Source organism: Aliiglaciecola sp. LCG003 (assembly GCF_030316135.1).
GTDB lineage: Bacteria > Pseudomonadota > Gammaproteobacteria > Enterobacterales > Alteromonadaceae > Aliiglaciecola.
Genome location: NZ_CP128185.1, coordinates 1167831 through 1189415, shown reverse-complemented (window position 1 = coordinate 1189415; position 21585 = coordinate 1167831). Strand labels below are relative to the sequence as shown.

General features: G+C 44.2%; 21 protein-coding genes. 11 read left to right on the top strand and 10 right to left on the bottom strand.

Annotated features, from left to right (window positions below; all coding sequences use genetic code 11):
- The first annotated feature begins 510 nt into the window (after positions 1-510).
- The 3 genes from QR722_RS04985 to galE all read left to right on the top strand — a co-directional run bounded on the left by QR722_RS04985 (position 511) and on the right by galE (position 3510).
- Entirely contained in the window at positions 511-2046 is a 1536-nt protein-coding gene (locus QR722_RS04985; protein ID WP_286285842.1) for a peptide MFS transporter, read from the top strand.
- Between the two features lie 139 nt (positions 2047-2185).
- Complete coding sequence (locus QR722_RS04980) at positions 2186-2491, top strand: DUF6170 family protein (protein WP_286285840.1); 306 nt, start codon at positions 2186-2188, stop codon at positions 2489-2491.
- Positions 2492-2493: 2 nt separating this feature from the next.
- On the top strand, positions 2494-3510 hold the full coding sequence (gene galE / locus QR722_RS04975; protein ID WP_286285838.1) for a UDP-glucose 4-epimerase GalE: 1017 nt from the start codon (positions 2494-2496) through the stop codon (positions 3508-3510).
- A gap of 96 nt (positions 3511-3606) precedes the next feature.
- Here the strand turns inward: galE and cspE are convergent, their stop codons facing one another.
- On the bottom strand, positions 3607-3813 hold the full coding sequence (gene cspE / locus QR722_RS04970; RefSeq protein ID WP_286285836.1) for a transcription antiterminator/RNA stability regulator CspE: 207 nt from the start codon (positions 3811-3813) through the stop codon (positions 3607-3609).
- A 398-nt stretch (positions 3814-4211) separates the two neighbouring features.
- On the opposite strand from cspE, the gene QR722_RS04965 reads away from it, so the two are divergent.
- The 3 genes from QR722_RS04965 to QR722_RS04955 are packed head-to-tail and all read left to right on the top strand — an operon-like array spanning position 4212 to position 8101.
- Positions 4212-4583, top strand: coding sequence for a gamma-glutamylcyclotransferase family protein (locus QR722_RS04965; protein ID WP_286285834.1), 372 nt, complete (start codon positions 4212-4214; stop codon positions 4581-4583).
- The gene (gene pulA / locus QR722_RS04960) at positions 4580-7390 is read left to right on the top strand and encodes a pullulanase-type alpha-1,6-glucosidase (protein WP_286285832.1); all 2811 of its coding nucleotides are present in this window, start codon (positions 4580-4582) and stop codon (positions 7388-7390) included. The genes QR722_RS04965 and pulA overlap by 4 nt, the downstream gene beginning before the upstream one ends.
- Before the next feature lie 36 nt (positions 7391-7426).
- Positions 7427-8101 (top strand): YceH family protein, encoded by a 675-nt coding sequence (locus tag QR722_RS04955; RefSeq protein ID WP_286285830.1) that lies wholly within the window; start codon positions 7427-7429, stop codon positions 8099-8101.
- 20 nt (positions 8102-8121) lie between these two features.
- Here the strand turns inward: QR722_RS04955 and QR722_RS04950 are convergent, their stop codons facing one another.
- Positions 8122-9243: a glutathione S-transferase N-terminal domain-containing protein gene (locus tag QR722_RS04950; protein ID WP_286285828.1), complete on the bottom strand. Its 1122-nt coding sequence runs from the start codon at positions 9241-9243 to the stop codon at positions 8122-8124.
- A 41-nt stretch (positions 9244-9284) separates the two neighbouring features.
- Positions 9285-10316: an alpha/beta hydrolase gene (locus QR722_RS04945; protein WP_286285826.1), complete on the bottom strand. Its 1032-nt coding sequence runs from the start codon at positions 10314-10316 to the stop codon at positions 9285-9287.
- A gap of 215 nt (positions 10317-10531) precedes the next feature.
- Here QR722_RS04945 and QR722_RS04940 point away from each other — a divergent pair, with 215 nt between their 5' ends.
- On the top strand, positions 10532-11035 hold the full coding sequence (locus QR722_RS04940; RefSeq protein WP_286285824.1) for a prepilin-type N-terminal cleavage/methylation domain-containing protein: 504 nt from the start codon (positions 10532-10534) through the stop codon (positions 11033-11035).
- A 49-nt stretch (positions 11036-11084) separates the two neighbouring features.
- On the opposite strand, the gene QR722_RS04935 is transcribed toward QR722_RS04940, so the two are convergent.
- Complete coding sequence (locus tag QR722_RS04935) at positions 11085-12536, bottom strand: dihydrolipoyl dehydrogenase (RefSeq protein WP_286285822.1); 1452 nt, start codon at positions 12534-12536, stop codon at positions 11085-11087.
- A 71-nt stretch (positions 12537-12607) separates the two neighbouring features.
- Complete coding sequence (locus QR722_RS04930; RefSeq protein WP_286285819.1) at positions 12608-13354, bottom strand: glutathione peroxidase; 747 nt, start codon at positions 13352-13354, stop codon at positions 12608-12610.
- 551 nt (positions 13355-13905) lie between these two features.
- Here QR722_RS04930 and asnB point away from each other — a divergent pair.
- A complete protein-coding gene (gene asnB, locus QR722_RS04925) occupies positions 13906-15573 on the top strand; it encodes an asparagine synthase B (RefSeq protein ID WP_286285817.1) in 1668 nt (555 codons plus the stop codon).
- A gap of 98 nt (positions 15574-15671) precedes the next feature.
- On the opposite strand, the gene QR722_RS04920 is transcribed toward asnB, so the two are convergent.
- From QR722_RS04920 to queE, 3 genes are read right to left on the bottom strand one after another with little or no spacing between them, the layout of a single operon-like run.
- Positions 15672-16514, bottom strand: coding sequence for a transporter substrate-binding domain-containing protein (locus QR722_RS04920; RefSeq protein ID WP_286285814.1), 843 nt, complete (start codon positions 16512-16514; stop codon positions 15672-15674).
- Positions 16514-16936 carry a DUF6841 family protein gene (locus QR722_RS04915; protein WP_286285812.1) on the bottom strand — a complete coding sequence of 141 codons (423 nt, stop codon included), beginning with the start codon at positions 16934-16936 and terminating at the stop codon, positions 16514-16516. The genes QR722_RS04920 and QR722_RS04915 overlap by 1 nt, the downstream gene beginning before the upstream one ends.
- Positions 16937-16948: 12 nt before the next feature.
- Positions 16949-17632, bottom strand: coding sequence for a 7-carboxy-7-deazaguanine synthase QueE (gene queE / locus QR722_RS04910; RefSeq protein WP_286285810.1), 684 nt, complete (start codon positions 17630-17632; stop codon positions 16949-16951).
- Positions 17633-17752: 120 nt separating this feature from the next.
- On the opposite strand from queE, the gene queC reads away from it, so the two are divergent.
- From queC to hemW, 3 genes are read left to right on the top strand one after another with little or no spacing between them, the layout of a single operon-like run.
- A complete protein-coding gene (gene queC / locus QR722_RS04905) occupies positions 17753-18409 on the top strand; it encodes a 7-cyano-7-deazaguanine synthase QueC (RefSeq protein ID WP_286285808.1) in 657 nt (218 codons plus the stop codon).
- A 26-nt stretch (positions 18410-18435) separates the two neighbouring features.
- Positions 18436-19047, top strand: a complete 612-nt coding sequence (locus QR722_RS04900; RefSeq protein WP_286285806.1) for an XTP/dITP diphosphatase — start codon at positions 18436-18438, stop codon at positions 19045-19047.
- The gene (gene hemW / locus QR722_RS04895; RefSeq protein ID WP_286285804.1) at positions 19044-20183 is read left to right on the top strand and encodes a radical SAM family heme chaperone HemW; all 1140 of its coding nucleotides are present in this window, start codon (positions 19044-19046) and stop codon (positions 20181-20183) included. The genes QR722_RS04900 and hemW overlap by 4 nt, the downstream gene beginning before the upstream one ends.
- A gap of 16 nt (positions 20184-20199) precedes the next feature.
- Here hemW and QR722_RS04890 read toward each other — a convergent pair whose 3' ends face one another.
- The gene (locus QR722_RS04890; protein ID WP_286285802.1) at positions 20200-20991 is read right to left on the bottom strand and encodes a YggN family protein; all 792 of its coding nucleotides are present in this window, start codon (positions 20989-20991) and stop codon (positions 20200-20202) included.
- Positions 20992-21081: 90 nt separating this feature from the next.
- Complete coding sequence (locus QR722_RS04885) at positions 21082-21585, bottom strand: Lcl C-terminal domain-containing protein (RefSeq protein WP_286285800.1); 504 nt, start codon at positions 21583-21585, stop codon at positions 21082-21084.

Below are 21585 nucleotides of genomic sequence, written 5' to 3'. Positions count from 1 at the left end.
TAGTACGTTCGTTCCCATCCCTAACGAATGGGCGCGCATAATACCGGAATCGTGTAAAAAATTAAACCGCTAATTTAAACCAATTCAATTGAGTAATTATTCATTCTGGTTACGCCCAACATTTCTATACAAAACCTCGCCAAGTGGCAGCAGCTGGGGTATTACCTTGAGTGAATTTCAAACAATCTCAGTATTCGAACAAGTCAACACAGCGATGCGGTTTGTTCATTCTAACGCCTTATTTATGGCTTTATAAATTATTGTTTAATGTTCATTAATCTAAGTGAATTAGTATTACGTTAAATATAAGACGAAATTGAACTCTATTTGCTCAAATATCCAGCATTAATTTAACACTTTCTTGTTTTCATGTCATAGCTCTAGTATAAACAGGGCGTTTAAACGTTTATGCTCATCATATTGAGTCAAACAAAATAATAATTACAAAAAAAGAAGTTCGGTTAACAAAGAGTGCCAAATCTCTTTAAGAACTCACCTAAGGCAGCAACAATGAATTCAAAAACACCTGATTTTCTCGGCCATCCTGGTGGCCTGCAAACACTATTTTTTACTGAGATGTGGGAGCGCATGAGCTACTATGGAATGCGTGCTCTGCTTGTATTGTTCATGACCGCAAGCATTCAAGAGCAAGGCTTAGGGGTTTCCGTAGCCTCAGCTACCGCTATATATGGTTTATACACCGGTTTCGTTTATTTTATGGGGTTACCCGGCGGCTGGATAGCTGACCGTTTGATCGGTGGGCAAAAAGCCGTCTGGTATGGCGGTCTGACCATAATGGCCGGGCACGTAGTACTCGCCATCCCTAGCAATTACACTTTCTTCGTCGGCTTGATCCTTGTGGTTTTAGGTACAGGTCTACTTAAACCCAATATTGGTGCAATGGTTGGACAATTGTACAGCGCCCAAGATAGCCGTCGTGATGCTGGGTATACATTGTATTATATGGGCATTAATATCGGCTCGGTAATCGGCTACGGCGTATGTGGTTATCTTCAGGTTGAGATGGGCTATCACTGGGCATTTGGTGCCGCGGCTGTTGGTATGGGCGTAGGTCTTATTCAGTACCGCGCGACCTTGCATAAATTAGATGGGGCTGGTGAAAAACCAATTCTGGTTATGTCTCCAAAGGCTCAAAAAACCAGTTGGAGTGTCATTGGTGCCTTCTTATTGGCCGTTGTGGTGGTAGCTTTTCTGATGATTTCGGGCCAACTAGCTTTTGATCCTGTCACCGTTGCCCAATACACTGCGTTGTTGATCACTGCTGTTTTCTTAGCTTATTATGCCAGCGTTTTCCTTTTCGGAAATTTGAGTCCTGATGAAAAACGCAGTTTAGGTGCGTTGTTTTTGGTTTGTATCGCATCTATTTGCTTTTGGGCAGGGTTTGAACAAGCGGGCTCTTCATTAAACCTATTTGGACGAGACTACACAGATCGCATCGTCGGAACATTTGAAATTCCAACGGCTTGGTTCCAATCTGCAAACTCGATCTTCATCATATTATTATCACCATTTTTCGCTGCATTGTGGGTTAACCTAGGTAAACGCATGATAACTCCTTCTTATGGTATCAAATGCGCGATTGGCTTGATCATCATGGCAACCGGCTTCATTGTGATGTTTTTCGCAGCTCAGCTTGCCGCAAGTGGCTTAAAGGTTGCTCCTTACTGGTTAGTTGCTACTTACTTCTTACACACCGTAGGTGAGTTATGCTTGAGTCCAGTAGCATTGAGTGCTGTAAGTAAGTTGTCACCCAAACGTTTTGCTGGCCAAATGATGGGTGTTTTTGTTCTAACCTACTCTATTGGTAACGTAGTTGCAGGTTTACTCGCGGGTAACTTTGACCCAGAGAATGTCGATCAAATGCCTAACCTGTACTTACAAATTGCCTTTTTCAGTATCGCTATTGGTATTGTCATTGCCTTGTTTACCTTGAAAACAAGAAAGTGGGAAAAGCTCGCCAACAATTTTACTGACGAAGTTACCCCAGCTCAAAAGGGTGAGGCTAAGCCGCAACCTGAATATTAATAGTTCGGACAACAGTTTTACTTTCGAGTAAACGATTTAAAATAACGCCCCAAGTCAAAAGCATTTGATTTGGGGCGTTTTTATTTTCGTTTGTTTGTATAATAAGCGCAGTTTAATAATTTAATTCTAAGGTATTGATGTGAAGTTTTATTTTTCCACCCGACAGATCCCCCAATTACAGGGCTTAACTATGCCGCAACGTATGGAAAAGCTGCGGGTAGCTGAAAATAAATTAACCGCACCAGAAAAAATGTTACTCAACATTTGTAAGTTGTTAGTTATCGTACCGGTTTTCGTCTTTATTTTACGCTCAGCTGAAAACTGGTATAGCCTAATTTGGGCCGGGTTATTCATACTCGCCTATCCATTTTTTCTAAAACCATTTCAGTACAGCCTAAGCGCGAAATATTTATCTGAGCAAACACCACAACAAGGAGAGGATTGAAGATGTCGACGATTTTAGTCACAGGCGGAGCAGGTTACATTGGCAGCCATACCGTATTACAGTTATTGGAAGCGGGCAAACAGGTCATAGTATTGGATAACCTGTGCAATTCATCTGCAGAATCCCTTAAGCGGGTTGAACAGCTCAGCAATAAAACCGTCACCTTTATCCAAGGTGATATTCAAGATGCCACATTGCTAGACAAAATATTCTCCGAGCATACTATCGAATCAGTTATCCATTTCGCGGGGCTAAAAGCCGTAGGAGAATCCGTTGCCAAACCACTGGCATATTACCGCAATAATGTTTATGGCACCCTAACCCTGTGCGAAGCCATGCAGCGTAACAATGTAAAAAATATTGTTTTTAGCTCTTCTGCCACTGTATATGGTGATCCAACTTCGCTGCCCTTACATGAGGGTATGCCGACAGGCTCTCCAACCAATCCCTACGGACAATCCAAATTAATGGTTGAGTTGCTGCTACGCGATCTTTATCAGTCTGACAATAGCTGGAACATAGTGATATTACGTTACTTCAACCCGGTAGGCGCACACCCTTCTGGCCGAATCGGTGAGGATCCAAATGGCATACCGAATAACCTAATGCCCTTTATTACTCAGGTAGCAACGGGTAAACGTGACGTTTTATCAGTGTTTGGTGACGACTATGACACCGCAGATGGCACCGGCGTGCGAGACTACATTCATGTGGAAGACCTTGCCAATGGTCATCTAAAAGCCTTGGATAAATTAAAACAGAGTCTTGGTTTAGCCATTTATAATCTTGGTACTGGGCAAGGATATAGCGTGCTGGATATGGTCAAAGCGTTCGAGCAACAAAGTGGTCAAGCTGTTCCGTATAAAATTGTGCCGCGCAGAAGTGGCGATATTGCCGCTTGTTATGCAGATCCGCAACTGGCCAAATCTGAACTGGGCTGGAGCGCTGAAAAAGGATTAGAGCAAATGTGCCGCGACTCATGGAATTGGCAATCAAATAATCCTAATGGCTACAAATAGCCTCAAGCCGCAAGCTAGATGACTTAAACAGAACATAAAAAAAACGCCGGCAATTCAAATTACCGGCGTTTTGTTTTAAATTCTTTGCAGTGCTAACTAGATAGTAACGTTAGCTGCTTGCGGGCCTTTTTGACCTTGCTCAATCTCGAAAGACACTTTCTGGCCTTCGTTCAACGTTTTGTAACCTTCGATAGTAATTGCACGGAAGTGAACAAACACGTCAGCGCCGCCGTCGTCAGGTGTAATAAAGCCAAAGCCTTTGTCTGCGTTGAACCATTTAACAGTTCCAGTAGTTTTAGACATAATAAAATCCTAATTTTCTTTGAATTAAATAGCGCATGCACGCCAGTGTAGCTGTGTAGAACGAAATGTACGATGCATGTTACTAATAGAAAATATCCAAAACGAACTGGTAAAACAGATGCATAGAAATTCTTAAGTACAATGTAAATATCGTCTGTGGTACAAGCTAATTAATAGATTAGCAGATAATTTCCCTTAGTATATAAATTTTCTTATATTTTTCATCTAATTGGATCTAAATCAGTAATTTCAAATAACCATAAAAATGTCATTAGTCTGTCACAATAATCTGTATATTTGACGTCGCAAATACCTACTAAGGTGTTGCGATTGTGTATGGAAAAAGGTTTACTAGCGGCTCTTTTAAGCCGATGAATCGACCCGCACGGAATAGCAACATGGCGCATAAATTATTTTCTTACGGCACCTTGCAATATCCTCAAGTCCAAATCAATACCTTTGGACGCTTGCTAGACACCCAGGCTGCTGAAATCTGCGGCTATCGACTTGAGCAAGTAGAGATAACCGATCCGGCAGTTTTAGCCGCAAGTGGTCAACAATTTCATCCTATTTTGGTTGCCACCAACAATGAACGAGACCAAGTAAAAGGCGTAGTGGTAGATTTGACTGACAACGAGCTTGTCCAAGCAGACGCTTATGAAGTTGATGATTACCGCCGTATTGAAGTTACATTGCGACACGGGCAAAAAGCCTGGTGTTATGTCGCAGTCGAGCATACTGAACTTCCAGCTCTAAAGGCCTTTGAATGACATCAATGATAAAAATACCGTTACTCTTCGCCGCAACTTTATTAAGTCTTTCAGGTTGTAAAAATACACAAGTTGAACACCGCACTGGCAGTATAAATTTAGCCATACCCATTTCCTTGTCACAACAAGATATGGCAGCTCACTGGCTAACGCCATCATTGCTGGTGTCGCCGCACAAATTAGATAATCCCAAGCTACTGGTACAAGCACAGGGGCGGATAGACGATAGTGGACAAATTGACCAACACCTCCTGTTACAGCCCTCTCCTTTACCTAGCTGGGTAGCGACGCAATATCCCCACTTGAAAGGGTTTTATGCTTATCAATTCACCCAAGCAAATGAACGCGAGTCTGTAAAAGCTATTTTGAAACAACAAGTGGCCCTACTAGGACAAATTGCTGACACCAAACAGACCCAATTGTCTTGGGTGCAAAGCGCGAAACTCATCGACTGGCTTTATACTTCATCAGGGGATGATGCAGATGAAGTCACTGACTATGGCGCAGTGGTGAGTGGTGAGCAGACTCAGTTTACCCTTTGGGCACCTACTGCTAGAAAAGTTACCCTAAGACTGTTTAGCCAAAATAAACTTCCCCTAGAACACGGTATTATCCCGTTAGTTGAAGACACTCACAGCGGAGTGTGGCGAGTCAGCACTGGGCGTGCTTCCCATGGCACCTACTACCAATATGAGATTGAGGTATATCATCCGGCAACCCAAAAAATAGAAACACTGTTGGTAACCGACCCCTACTCCCTAGGATTATCCACTAACAGTGTTTACTCTCAGGTGGTGGATCTGAATCATGTAGATACCCAGCCTGCTGATTGGCAGCAGCATAAAGTGCCACAAGTTTCTGCGGCAGAAAAATTAGTGATTTATGAAACCCATATCCGCGATTTCAGTGCCGCTGATCAGACCTTAACAGATCCTGCCGTGGCCGGAAAATATGCGGCTTTTAGTCAAACCCACAGTGCCTCAATTACTCATCTTAAAGCGCTCAAGGCGGCTGGACTGAATACGATTCATTTACTGCCAAGCTATGATATTTCCACAGTTGATGAGCGAACTGACAGGGTCATTGGCCTACAAGACTCGCTGCAAGCTATCTGCGCTAAAGTAGATTTAACTTTCTGTCAGCAAAATTACGATCCGGCAATAACGCTGCAACAGTTGTTGCAATCCTTCGCCACCCAATCGCCAGACGCCCAAGCTGTTGTAGAACAAATTCGCGCCTTGGATGGATTTAACTGGGGTTATGATCCCTATCATTACACTGTGCCTGAAGGCAGTTATGCGTTAAACCCTGAAGGTGTTTCCCGTATCGTCGAATTTAGAGCCATGGTCCAGCGCCTGCACCAACTTGGCTTTAGAGTCATTATGGATGTGGTCTATAACCATACTTATGCGGCGGGTATCGCGGACAAGTCAGTATTAGACAAAATCGTCCCCAACTACTACCACAGGCTTCACCCCATCAGTGGCAACATAGAACAATCCACCTGCTGCAATAACACCGCCACCGAACATAACATGATGGCCAAGCTGATGACTGATTCTTTGGTTGTGTGGGCCAAAGACTACAAGATCGACGGCTTTCGTTTTGATTTAATGGGTCATCAACCCAAATCGGTGATGCATTCCGCAAGGGCTGCCGTGCAGGCAGTGGATCCAGATACCTATTTTTACGGTGAAGGCTGGAATTTTGGTGAAGTGGCCAACAATGCCCAATTCATTCAAGCTTCGCAGTTAGAGTTGGCCGGAACCGAAATCGGGACCTTTACCGACAGGTTACGGGACGCCATTCGAGGCGGTTCGTCTTTTGTTTCAGCAGATGACATTCGCCGTGGTCAAGGCTTGGGAAATGGTTTGTATACCCAACCAAACGAGCTTCAAAGCAGTTTGACCCCACAACAGATAAAGGCTGAGTATTTACTTTCGATGGATCAAGCACGCATCGGTTTAGTGGCTAATTTGGCCGATTATCCCCTTGAAAATGCGGCTGGCGCGCAGGTTTTTGGCCGCGATATAGATTACGGCGGCGCACCGACGGGCTATGCCTTGGATCCAGCCGATAGCATCAATTACGTATCGAAACACGACAACCAAACCTTGTGGGACAACAACCAATATCGCATTGCCAATGAGGTTTCCACCGATGAGCGGGTGCGCATGCAGATACTGTCGCTGGCTTACCCCTTGATGGCCCAAGGCATTCCGTTTATCCATATGGGCAGTGAATTGCTGCGCTCAAAATCTTTTTTGCGCGACAGCTATGACTATGGCGACTGGTTTAACCAAGTGGATTTCTCTAAGCAAACTAACAACTATAATGTTGGCCTGCCCCCAGCGGATAAAGATCAGCAAAACTGGCCGTTAATCACCCGCCTGCTTGAACAAAATGGCGGACGTGATCAGGTCAAGCCTGAGCATATTCAGCAAGCGGCTGAGATGTTTATGGATCTATTATTTATTCGCACCTCAAGCCCTTTGTTTAGCCTTACCAGTGATGAGCAAATCATCCAACGAATAAAATTTCATAATACCGGCCCTGACCAACAACCCGGTCTCATTGTCATGAGTATGGATGACACAGGCGCACAGAGCCTTGATAAAACTTATAGCAAATTACTGGTGGTATTCAACAACAGTGCACAAGCACGTTCTTTTGAGTTTGCCGGAGCCGAACAATACCGATTGCACCCTCGTCAAAGCTCAGGTGCCGATGATGTGGTTAAGCGTTCTCGAACCAGCCCAAATAATATCACTGTATCGCCATTAACCGTGGCGGTGTTTGTTCAATAATTCGTCGTGAAATAATAGTTTCGCAAAGGAGTCTTTATGTTAGTGCAATTAACCCCCCTGCAATGCCGAGTAATAGGTGTACTGCTGGAAAAAGAGATCACCACACCTGATCAATATCCTTTGTCGCTCAACGGTCTTACCCTTGGCTGTAACCAAAAGAGCAACCGAGAGCCGGTGCTGAGTTTGTCTGAGTCAGAAGTGCAAGATGTTCTAGACGAGCTAAAAGAAATGAAGCTGGTTAATGAGCAAACCGGCTTTGGCAGCCGAGTGGTGAAGTACAAGCACCGCTTCTGCAATACCGAATTTGGCGACTTAAAGCTCTCCCGTCAGCAGCTCGCCATAACCTGCGTGATGTTGCTGCGGGGTGCGCAAACACCAGGTGAGCTGCGGACCCGCACCAATCGCTTAGCAGAGTTTGCTAATGTAACTGAGGTCGAACAGGTTTTAGACTATATGCAGAGCCTAAATGGTGAGTGCTTAGTAGCTAAGTTACCCCGCGAGCCGGGTAAACGAGATGCGCGCTACATGCACTTATTTTCCGGAGAGCCTCAAATCAATACGGCCGAATCTATTCAATCATCGGCTTCTCAGATGAGTTCGCCTGACTCAGGTGCTAGCCATCCGCTGCAAGCCAGAGTGGAGACTTTAGAAAACGAATTAGCTGAACTCAAGGCGCAATTTAATCAGCTAAAAGAACAGCTTGGTGCTTAGTCTCAGATTGGTCGCTACGTCTAAGTATTAGCGACGCTAGCCACATATAAGCGGTTATTAACTCGTTTAAGGGATTTTTCAAATACCGGCAGTTCGATACGCAATCCGAACTGCTCGTGCATCATTTGCTGGACACTGGCTTTTTCAGGGGCAGACAAGGACAGGTACAACTCGAGGATGCGCTGAAACTTCCAAGCGTGAAAGCTCATCACTGCGCGCTGCTCAGTGACGCCACCGATAGTAAATGAGTGCTTACCTAGACTACGGGGCAATGAATGCGTGTCTGGATGGGCTGAGAACCATTCTTGTGTCCTCGCAACACTGCTTAATAACACTGGCCAAAATTCGCTAAAAATTCGTTTAAGCAATGGCAGCAAGGTCTCTGGGATCTCGTCATTATCAAGCCAATCACCTACTTCAACTATGGGTGAGTTCAAGCGTTCAACCCATCTAGCAACATTAGGTGCAATAGATTTCATCAACTGGCCTGAAGCAGGGTCGCGGTACAAATGAGCATACAAGGGTCCAAACAAACCAAAATCTCCGATACACGGCCGCGACCCCAATAAATAGTCATGCTCGTAAAAGTGTTTATCTAATTCGGCTAACACATGATTTTCATACCAATCTTCAATGGCCGGAATGCTCTTTGTGGTTATGCCAAGTAAGGGCACGAAAGCTTGAAATTTAGCGGCTAATTTCTTACCTAGAAAGCGTCGAATAAATTTAGGCATGGAGGGAGCCACCACCCGACCGAACTCTTCATAGATAAACGGAAAGTTGTCTTTATTCCAGCGATAATGCATGGCAGGAATGACCAGCCACTCGTCTGCCCATATCTCAAATACAGCCGCTATTATTTTCTGTTTGGGGCCATTTGGCAGCACTGCGCGCTTGGTAAATCGTGTTTCTAGGGCGGCAATTATCTCACTGGTATCTTGAATATATTGCCCCTGAGGGGTTTTCACTACTGGAATAAATTTGACTCCAGTATTGGGCACAATAATATTTTTATACACCTTTAGGGTAGCAAGCTGCTCGGTAAACGGAATTTGCTTGAAACTCAAATACGCTCGCGCTTTGCCGGTATACAAAGATACCGGCGCACCATACAACACAAACTGTTGATTCGGATCAGTCATTCAATCCAACTGCTTCAATTGCACCGACGTTCGCAAAACCGCTAACCCTGTTGCGCTAATTTACCCAAGTACTGCAACATACTTTGGATCATTTGTGCATGACGAGGATTTGCTTTAGGTACTTTGCAAGGCTCGGATGCATCAACTTGCGAAGCATCATAGTTCATCTCGATTAACTGACTGTCACTGACCACCAAATCTGCATGACAGACGTCATAATCGGCTTCAATAAAGAAGGTTGAATTGGCACCTTTATTGTTCTCTAGTAACTCCTTGACCCCACGAATAGGCGTTGTCTTATCGGCCTGTGAGTGGGCACTAAATATGGGAACATTGAGCTCTTTTCCTTGAGCTAGCTTGTCTCTCACATCAAAAATCAACTCGGTCAGCATAAAGGCTGAATGCTTGGCGACACTGGGATACTTATACGGGTTCGGTCCTTGGGTTGCATAGCTCCAATCCAATACTTTGGCTAACAGTTTGATGCCCCAGATACCGGCCATACCCTCCACTGACTCATCGAGTGCTAGAGCACCGGAAAACAGTAAAAGACCGTCCACGTTATTGTTATGGTCTAAAACGTACTGCGCAGCCAATGCCCCTCCGGTAGAGAAGCCACCAATATACACATGTGGGCTTTGAGACTGAGCAAATGCCATCACTTCATTGACGTGCGCGGTCCAGCGTTTTGCCAAGTCGCCATCTTCCATGTCATCGTCAGCGTCTAGTTTTCCATGCCCCGGCAGCAGCGCCACTATCACTGTGTAACCCAGATTATGAATAGCAGGTGCAATAGAGCGAAAGAAAAAGGGTGAATCACTCAAGCCGTGAAACAATACTACCGTGGTATCTGTGGGTTTGCCGTGGTGATAAACATAAGGGCCATTGCCCTCATTTTTCAATGCCGCAGAACACACTGTAAGGATAGATTTTTGCTGATGCTGACACGGCTGAACACTGCCCAACTCAGTAGCGTAAAATTGTTTAAAGGGATCTAACCATCCCAAGTCATCGGCAAAGGCGCTAAATGAGCTAATTAAACCCAAGGCAAGAAGAGCAACGAATTGTTTCATAAGCATAAACTATTGATCTGAAAAAATTCACTATAAACAGACCAGGCAAACTTGGCTACGACTTTATCAATCAGGTTGAATAATAGTTATACCGACCAACCTTTGAGCTTGACTGATGAAATCAAAGTTAATCCTTCTATATCGCAAGTATTTTCAATGGTTTAATAATCTGTGATACTACAATATAAAGATGTAGTAATGGTCAGGTTGTCATTTTGAAAAATAGTAGTAGTGGTTTTACCCTAATAGAATTAATCATTGTCATAGTCATTTTAGGAGTGTTAGCTGTTGTTGCCGCTCCGCGATTTGTCGATTTCACTAGTGATGCTAGAAAAGCGGCTTTTACCGCCACAGCGGCCGCTTTTCGTGAAGGGGTGAATCAGGTTCATCTTGCATGGTTAGTGCGCGGTAAAGGTGTTGCGGTACAAAACTTTCTACCTATCGCAGATCCTAATGTAGGCGGCGCATTAACCGTAAATAGCGCTGGATACCCTGCCGACACTCGCGGTGTGAGTCGAACCCTCAATAGTGAAGATGACTGTCTTGACGTTTGGCGAGCCGTACTTGATAGCTTTAGCTCAGGTGTGGGCAATGATGACGCTGAAGCCTACAGCGCCGAATATGTTGCAGAAGGTAAATGTATTTATTCCCTAAAAGCGGATCTCAACAAAAATGTAACTTACGACTCCAATACTGGTGAGATAGGCATAAACGACTAGGCTCCAATTGGGTTGGAGCCTAGTTAAAGCTCAAGCAATACTAATTAGCCTAAGCACCTGGGCCACATTCGATACAATGCTCAACAATAGCAGGTCCAAAGCGCAAGTTAGCATATACATCCCGCAATGCCGTGCGCAGCCCTTCTTCAATCACCGGATGATAAAATGGCATATCGAGCATTTGTTGCACGGTCATTTTGGCTTGAACGGCCCAAGCTAATAGATGGGCAATATGCTCCGCTGCCGGTCCTATCATTTCAGCGCCCAAGAACAAGCCTGTGCCCTGCTCAGCGTAAACCCGCAGCATGCCTTTATTTTTAAGTATCACGCGACTGCGGCCCTGATTTTCAAAAGACACTTCGCCGCTTGCAAAGCAATCGCAGCTTCCATAGCGTTCCATGACATTACTATGTGTCATGCCGATCATGGCGATTTGTGGATCGGAAAACACCACAGAGATAGGCGTGCGTCTCAAACCGGCTTTAGCGAAATCACCCCGTCCTGCGTTGTCTCCTGCGATCTTACCTTGGTCGGTCGCCTCGTGCAGTAATGGCAACATATTACTGGCATCACCGGCGATGAAAATATTACTTTGACCAGCCTGCATGGTAAATGGGTCGGCAAGGGGCACACCAAATTGATCTAACTGCAAATCTGTATTTTGTATATCAAGATTATCTACATTGGGTCGCCGCCCAGTAGCTGCCAGCAAATAATCAAAAGACTCTTCAACTAGCTCGCCACTTGTATTTCTATACGTTAAGGCAACGCCTTCATCATTGTTGGCAATGCTGACATCTTTTGTTTGGGTGTCTAAGTAATACTCAGCTGCAAATATCTCAGTAGCCTTTTGTTTGATAGCCGGGTCGGTTAACGGGCCAATGGATCCGCCAATCCCGAAAACTTTGGTTTTGACGCCTAACCGATGCAATGCCTGTCCAAGCTCCAGACCAATAACACCAGGCCCGAACACCGCCACTGACTTGGGCAAGTCTTGCCAATTAAATACGTCATCATTAACGATTAAACGCTCACCCGCAGCTTCGAAAAATCCAGGATAGACAGGACGTGAGCCGGTTGCAATCACTATACGTTTGGCACTAATTCGCGTGTGTTGATCCACCTGCAGGGTGTGGTTGTCGATAAATTTTGCCTGCCCTTTGATTTTGTCTTGCTCGGGAAACTGCTCCACTGTCTCAACCACAAAACCGCTAAAACGGTCGCGTTCGTCCCGGACTCGTTGCATCACCGCTTTACCATCAATTTGCACACCTCCTAGTGGAGATACGCCGAACGGACTGGCAGTGCTCATATCGTGAGCCCGCTCTGCTGCTGCTATTAACAATTTACTCGGCATACATCCGACTCGCGCACAAGTTGTGCCGTAGCTGCCACTTTCGATCAAAAGAACCTTGTCGGTATGCTTTTTGGCCGCACGATAGGCCCCCATTCCGGCGGTGCCTGCCCCTATAATCGCTACATCTGTTACTAACGTCTTCATCTCATACTCCAGACACAAAAAAGGGGTAACGAATCACCCCTAGGTATTGTTTTGTTCAGCCTAACAAATTGTTACTTGAAATAGGCCGCTAATTCTTCGCTTCCGCCTATGTGCTTACCGCCGATAAAGACCTGCGGCACAGTGTCACGGCCGGTCATAGCTTTTAACGACGTTAAGGTTGCGCCTGCACCTAATACTATCTCTTCATAGGCAAGGCCTTTGTCTTTTAGCAAGGCTTTGGCCTTAGCACAAAAAGAGCAACCAGGCTTAGTAAACAATGAGATAGCTTCTGGCTTAAGGGCTTCTGGTGCAACGTATGCAAGCATGGTATCCGCGTCAGACACTTCAAAGGGGTCACCGGCTTTGTCAGGTTCGATAAACATTTTGTCTACAACACCGTCTTTCACTAACATCGAATAGCGCCAGCTGCGTTTGCCAAAACCTAAATCGGCTTTATCAACGAGCAAGCCCATACCATCGGTAAATTCACCGTTGCCGTCAGGGATCAAGGTGACATTGTCACTTTCTTGATCAGCAGCCCAAGCGTTCATCACAAAGGTGTCATTCACAGACATACAAATGATCTCATCTACGCCATTTTGCTTAAAGGTCCTGGCCAATTCATTGTAACGAGGTAAATGAGTTGACGAACATGTTGGTGTAAAGGCACCAGGCAATGAGAAAACCACTACGGTTTTACCAGCAAACAACTCATCACTAGTAATATTGACCCACTCGTCATTCCTGCGTGTACGAAAGGTTACCGACGGAACTTTTTGGCCGGATTTATCTGCAAAGTTTGGATTAGCTTGTGTCATGTGTTTCTCCGTGTAAGTTAATTTTGAATCATATGTGCTTAATTCGATGAAGCAAGTATAGACAATATAATTAATTTTAAAAACTAATTAATACAAATCATTCTAATCTAATATTAAGATTAAAAAGGATTGATGTATCAACTTTCTCGGGTTGCCTGATTAAATACATGGACTTGCAGCAGTGAATGTAGCTTTTGTCCGTTTCACTTCATTTGCCTTTCTAAGGGCAAATAGTTAGTCGACTATGCAGGTTGAAACCTAGCACATGGCTAATATACAGACATTAAATTCATATGTTATACACAATATAGCATCCCAATATGCTCTGTTTTCAAGGGATTAAAGGCAATTAGTTGGGCGAAAAGCAGCTTAACTGAAAAAAAGTTACATTTTACCCTTGCAATTTTCCCGCATACTGGCAAATTCAAGGTGTGGAAAAGGATGAATATCATCGCAAACCCGCCAAAATTGAAAAATTATTTCAGATTAGCCTTGGGTTTACCTTTACCTATCACTTTAATCACAATCTGTATTAAGAGAGAAAATTCTTTATGTGTGGAATATTCGGCATTCTGGATATCAAAACTGATGTTTCAGAACTTAGGACGCAAGCGTTAGAGCTTTCCAAATTACTTCGCCATCGTGGCCCTGACTGGTCAGGTATTTGGAACAATAATAGCGCTATATTGAGTCACGAACGCTTGGCGATCGTAGATGTAGATAATGGTGCGCAACCTTTAATTAGCCGAAATAATAATCTTGTTTTGGCGGTAAATGGTGAAATATATAATCACAAAGCCTTAGAAGAAGGTTTAGCAAACCCATATGATTTTAAAACCAAATCGGATTGTGAAGTCATTCTGCCTTTGTACCAAGAAAAAGGTGTCGAGTTTATCGATGACTTACAAGGTATGTTTGCCTTCATCTTGTATGATCAAGAACAAGATGCCTATCTGATAGCCCGTGACCATATTGGTATTATTCCCCTGTACACTGGCTATGATGAACACGGTAACTTTTATGTTGCCTCAGAAATGAAAGCCCTAGTGCCGGTTTGTAAAACCGTGCAAGAATTCCCCCCCGGCCACTATTTGTGGAGTAAAACCGGTAAGTTAACCAAGTATTACAAACGTGACTGGATGGAATATGACGCCGTTAAAGACAACCCAACAAATCTTGAACAATTAAAAGAAGCATTTGAAAAGTCAGTCAAATCACACCTCATGTCTGACGTACCCTACGCGGTATTGTTATCCGGTGGCCTAGATTCGTCATTGGTATCTGCGGTAGCTGCTAAATATGTGGCAAAGCGCGTTGAAGACGGTGATAAGTCAGATGCATGGTGGCCAAGACTGCATTCTTTCGCAGTAGGCCTAGAAGGCGCTCCAGATTTGATCGCCGCCAAAAAAGTCGCGGACATGATAGGTACTGTGCATCATGAGATCCACTTTACTATTCAAGAAGGCATCGACGCTATCCGCGACGTTATCTACTATCTTGAAACCTATGACACCACTACCATTCGCGCTGCGACACCAATGTATTTGATGAGCCGCAAAATCAAAGCGATGGGGATCAAAATGGTCTTATCTGGTGAAGGTGCCGATGAAATATTTGGTGGTTACTTGTATTTCCACAAAGCACCCAATGCCAAAGAATTCCATGAAGAAACCGTACGTAAACTAGACCGCTTACATATGTTCGATTGTGCCAGAGCTAATAAATCAACCTCTGCTTGGGGCGTAGAAGCTCGCGTGCCTTTCTTGGACAAAGAGTTTATGGATGTAGCAATGCGCTTAAATCCACAAGACAAGATGTGTTTAGATGGCAAGATGGAAAAATGGATCTTGCGTAAGGCCTTCGACAATGGCGAATACTTACCGGCAGAGGTGCTGTGGCGTCAAAAAGAACAGTTTGGTGATGGCGTTGGATATTCGTGGATTGATTCAATTAAAGAATATGTCGATGTACAAGTTACCGACCAACAACTTGCCAGTGCTGATTTCCGCTTCCCGATAAATACGCCGGATACTAAAGAAGGTTATTTTTATCGGAGCATTTTTGAAAGTTACTTCCCGCAAGAAAGTGCTGCACATTGTGTACCTGGTGGTAAATCTATCGCCTGTAGTACAGTGGAAGCACTAGAGTGGGATGAAAGCTTCAAGAATATGGCCGACCCGTCTGGACGTTCCGTTATCGGCGTGCACGGTAAGGCTTAACCAAAGCTAACCAATACTAAAAGCCGCTGCAACTGTAGCGGCTTTTTTATGAGCGTTAATGACACTTATATTACGAGGCTAACCAGATAAGCGTTGGGTTAATACCAAAGCTCTTTGCGACCTATTGGGGTCTTTTCTGGCAGCAATGGATTCTCTATTTCAAAGAAAAACCGCTTACCCATATTAGTGCGCTTCAGCGTATCGGTAAATTCCGTTCTAAAAAGCTCATCAAACTTTCCATTGGCGATGGCTTTTTCCAAACCGTCTTCAAGAATACGCGCTAAAATTTTGTTATTCTTGTTCACAAAGAAGTACATTGCAGTGGGATAGCGAACCCCAAGAGTGGATTCCACCACGATTGATTGATCCAGATTTCCGCTATCATATTCTGGCCAAACCTCGACTAACGAGCGAGGTAAAAAATCGCCTTGCTTTTGGCTCAACATGGTGAACAAACCTTTGTAGGTTTTTGAAGTGTAAACATCAAATCCATTGGATTGTAAAATCTTGGTATCCGGCCAGTCAAAGCCCTGTATCGGTTTATACTTAATCAAGCTCTGCAAATTATTGATATTTTGAAATTCTTTACTTCTATTTTGCTTAATTAAGAAGACTCGCCAACCTATCAGACCTTTATAAATGGGGATGCGGATAGGTAGTAAACGCTCTTCCCTATCTTTATCTGTCATGCTCCAAACCACATTGACAGTTCGATTGTCGGCCAACTGTTTCAAAGCCTTGTCTTGCAGCATGATTTTTTCAGTAGGGACAAGTTGGTAGTTCACCCCAGTTTGATCTAACGCCAACGCAATTAATTTAACTGGATATTCGGTACGATGATCGGCTTCGCCCAGTGGCCTTGGAAAGGTAATGATCCACGTCGCCGCTAATAAGTTGCCGCTTATCAACAATAGTACAAGCCCAAACACCAATTTTTTCATCACTTATCCTCTAATTGCTGCAGCAGTTTGCTGATGATTTTTTGATCATCATCAAGCACTGCAACGATTATTTTAAGCTTTTTGTGCTTATTAAGCTGCAATGTGAAGGAGCAATAGCAACTAAATAGCAACTGGCTATCTTTATCATATAAAGACCATCTCACATTGACGAATCGTACCGTATCAGACAAGCGCATGGACTGATTAATAGTGGGCTCATGGCGGGTCACTCCACCGTTTTGTAAGGCCAATAGCAACTTAGTGTTGAACTGATGGACCGCTTTAAGACTACTGCAAACTTGTTTTTTATCATCGGAGACGAACACCATTGGGTTCTTCGAGAAAGACGTCATTTCATCTGCCGCGGCTTGATCCATGGCAGTGGCGTATAGTCTGAAAAATTCTTCGATATTATCTACCATGTGACCGTCCTTTTATTCAATCCCGATAAATTTATGGGTTTGCAATGACAATCGCCAGTTGTGGGCGATGCAGGTTTTCACCGCCAATTCGGTGGCCCGTTTTTGTTGACTAATGGGTTGCAAATACACCAAAGGAGGTGGAGTTTGCGTAGCCCACTTTAGCAAGTTTTCAAGATCGGCAATATGTTTTTCCATGGCAATTGGATGTTTGATTTCATTGGCCCGCAAAATCGCATCTTGACGCACATCAAACCCGCCTTTCATATCAACTTTTGGCGATACCGTGACCCAAGTGTTATCTAGTACCTTGATTTCGAATGTACCACTGGTTTCCACAGATACATTATAGTCGTTATCATCAAGCACCCTGCATAATGGTCGCAAATCGTACATGCAAGGCTCGCCGCCGGTGAGAATTACATTATTGGCGGTGTAACCCTGTTGTTTGAATAATTCTATAAGTTGCTCTGGGGTGCTCGAAAACCAATTTTCGGATTCAAAGTTTTGTGCCATCACCGTATCAGTTGTGGTTTGAAATTGCTCATCTAGGGTCCAAGTGTGCTTAGTATCGCACCATGAGCAACCAACAGGGCAACCTTGCAAGCGCACGAAAATTGAGGGAACGCCGGTCAATGCACCCTCACCTTGAATCGACTCAAACACTTCATTTATTTTGTATTGAATAGGGGTTTGCAAAAATACATCCTAAAATTTATTGAAATAGCATTAGCACTTCTTCGGGCCAAACGTCATAATTTACCCTAATTGACCCAACAGTTCGTTGGAATATATCCAGATTATAGAGAAGCGAGACAAATGTCACAAAAGGTAGTGGTAATTTTTTCAGGCGGCATGGATTCATTTACCGTGTTAAATAAAGTTGTTCGTCAGGGTTATGACGTTTTTGCTCTGTCTTTTAATTATGGTCAGCGACATAGCAAAGAACTTAATTATGCCGCCAACGTGTGTAAAAACCTAGGTGTTCAGCATAAAATAGTCGACATATCAGCAATTAATGAACTGATCGGCGGCTCGTCCTTGACCTCAGACATCGAGGTGCCCGAGGGGCACTACGAACAAGAAAGCATGAAGCAAACCGTAGTCCCCAATCGCAACATGATTTTGCTCTCGATGGCGGTAGGCTACGCTGTGTCCTTGGAGGCTAGCAAAGTATTCTATGGGGCCCACTCTGGTGATCATGCAATTTACCCTGATTGCCGTCCGGAGTTTGTGCACAAAATGAATGATGTGTGCGCCATTGCCAATTATGAAGCCGTTGAAATTGACTGCCCATATTTAGATGTGACAAAAATTGATATTCTAACCGACGGGATCAAGATGGGCTTAGATTATGCGCAAACTTGGACCTGCTATAACGGTAGAGAAAAAGCCTGTGGGAAATGCGGAGCTTGTCAGGAACGTTTAGAGGCGTTTAGCATGAACAACGTGATTGACCCACTAGAATACGAATAACATATAGCAGCAATTATAGGTACAACGTGAAACAAAAAATCGTCTTAGCCACAGGTAACCAAGGCAAAGTAAAAGAATTTGCCCGCATGCTGCAAGATTTCCCGTATGAGGTGATCCCCCAGAGTGAGTTCTCGGTGCCAGAAGCGCCGGAAACCGGTACCACCTTCGTCGAAAACGCAATTATTAAAGCTCGCAACGCCGCAAAAGTAACCGGCTTACCAGCTATCGCTGACGATTCAGGATTAGCGGTTGATGCCTTAGGCGGCGCCCCTGGAGTCTATTCATCCCGTTATGCTGGAGTGAATGCCAGTGATAAAGACAATCTGAATAAATTACTGCTTAACATGGCGGATATTCCTGAGGCATCAAGGGCAGCGCGCTTTTTGTGCGTCATCGTGTTTATGCAATCGGCGGACGATCCCACTCCCATAATTTGTCAGGGTGAGTGGCATGGACATATAGCAATGACTGAGCGCGGTGAAGATGGCTTTGGTTATGATCCGGTATTTTGGGTGTCCTCCCAAAATCAAACTGCGGCGCAGCTTACTGCCGAGGTTAAAAACCGCTTGAGTCATCGCGGCAAAGCGATGAAAGTGTTAATCGACAAGCTTAGTGAAAAGCTGGGATACCTAGATTGATAGCACCGCCTTTATCGTTATATGTACATATTCCTTGGTGCGTGCAAAAATGCCCCTATTGTGACTTTAACTCTCATGGTATGAAGCAAGCCATTCCTGAACAGGAATATGTGAGTCATCTGCTTAGCGATCTAGAAAACGACGCTTTAAAAATTGGTCAGCGTCAAATCAATACCATTTTCATTGGTGGCGGCACACCCAGTTTGCTCAGTGAGTCGGCCATGACACGCTTACTTGACGGTATAAAGCAAAGGGTTAATCTCAAAGCCGATGCCGAAATCACCATGGAAGCCAATCCAGGTACTCTTGAAAGTGAAAAATTTAGCGGCTTTAGACGCGCCGGCGTTAACCGTATCTCCATTGGTGTCCAAAGTTTTCAAGCTGAAAAACTAGCTGCCCTAGGACGTATTCACGATGGCAAACAGGCCAGTGCAGCGGCAGGCTATGCTCGAGATGCCCAATTACCGAGCTTCAATTTAGATTTAATGCATGGGCTGCCAAATCAAAGTATCGAAGATGCTTTGAACGATATAAAAAAAGCTATCAGTCAGCATCCCCCGCATTTATCTTGGTATCAGTTAACCATTGAACCCAATACCCAGTTTCACTCCAAGCCCCCTACTCTGCCCGATGATGACATCTTGTGGGACATTCAAGAGCAAGGTCAAATCCTTTTGGAGCAAGCTGGGTATCGGCAATATGAAATCAGTGCATATAGCCTTGAAGGCCATCAGTGCCAACATAATTTAAATTACTGGCGTTTTGGTGACTATTTGGGAATTGGTTGCGGCGCCCATGGTAAAATCAGCGATGTGGCAACGGGCAAAATTATCCGTACCGAAAAAGTCAAACATCCCCGTGGTTACATGGATTTAAGTAAAGACTACTTGTTGAAACAATGGCAGGTTGAAGAAGACGATTTACCCTTTGAGTTTTTCATGAATAGATTGCGCTTACTTGAGCCTTGCCCAAAAGATGACTATGCCAAATTGACCGGTTTACCATTGGGAAGCGAGATCCTTGCTAACCTACAACGGGCGATTGATAAGGGTCTGCTCAGTGATGAGCCTAATCATTGGCAACTAACAGCGCTAGGCAAACGTTATCTAAATAGCCTGCTGGAAACATTAGTGTGAGTTTTTTGCTTGAGGTTTACTTAACCTCAAGCAACTCACTGTTAGACGTAGTGATCACATTGATATCACGTAGTTGAGGTACCGCATCGCGTAGCCGATCTTCTGTTTTATCCAACAAATGCATTTTATTGCAAAACCAGCGAGCTTTTTTACGCAAGGTTAGTGCCTTGGGCCCAACTTGCAAATCAATATCCAGACCCATCTGTTCAATACGTTGCGACAGATCTTCCATTTTTTGTTCCGTTTCTTCACTGGCACCGTCAGTTAAGCCACCTATGGCTGATAGCACCCCTCCTACCGAGGTACTGATAGCCTGTTCAATTTGCTCTTCGATTTCGCGGTCGACCAAATCATCGACATTTTCCAATCGACCAGGCCCCATGTAGAAATTTTCATTTGCGTGAATAAACTTTTCTTTTACTCGTCTTTGCACCCGTTGCAGCGACGACTGCAATTTTTCATAACTTTGATGATCGGTACCCACTAAGCCTTTATAGACGTGTTCCACAGTGTCTACCGCTAACTCGACGCCGTCGGTAGCGAGAATGATCATCTTAGGCACCACATAGTGAATTCCGCTGGCCAACTCTTCTAAATCACGTTGTTGCGCATCATCAAGCTCAACTACATTCCCTAGAACAATAAGCTGTTTGGTGCCGTTAATTTGGTAGAGGGTGCGACTTTGATCGATAATTCGGATCTGGCGATCATTAACCACCAAGCCGTATTTTAAATCAACATCACACTTTAGATCCGCTACCGATTGCAACGAATATAATAACGAACATAACAACAACACAAAACGCATGAATGCTTACCCTGGCTAAGTTATCGAGTATTGTGGACCTTATTTTCTGGCTTGAAAAGGGACGACAAGACCAGCACGATAAAATTCAGGTTAATCGGCAGTACGTACCAACCTAACAAATACAAATAAGTTTTTCTGTTTAATAGAGTTACTACTATTAAAAAATGCTACCACCCATGCCCGCTGTGCATCACTTAAGCTAGGGGTGGATGTCCAAAAATCATCCGAAGGTGTATTGGGAAATAGCACTTCATTGATGGCAGGTCTAACGCATCGACGCTCAGTCAAGGTGGCTAATTCTTTTACATTCGGCAAGCGCCAGCCATCTAAATCGGCAAATTCAAAACCGTGTGCCTGTTGCAGGGCTTGTTGCCAATTAAGAGCATCAGCGTCACCTTGGCAGTTACCATTGAACCAAGTTTGACCTAGACTGCACTGCATCCACATTAATCCTGTAGTGTTATCGGTAATGGTACCGTTACCGTTATTTGAAAAGTCACTGGTGGGAGTGGTTTCGGGGGAATCGGATAAACAGGTTTGCGCTGCTAGCATGGTGCTAAACGCACAGCATATCAACAATAGTAAAGTACGCAT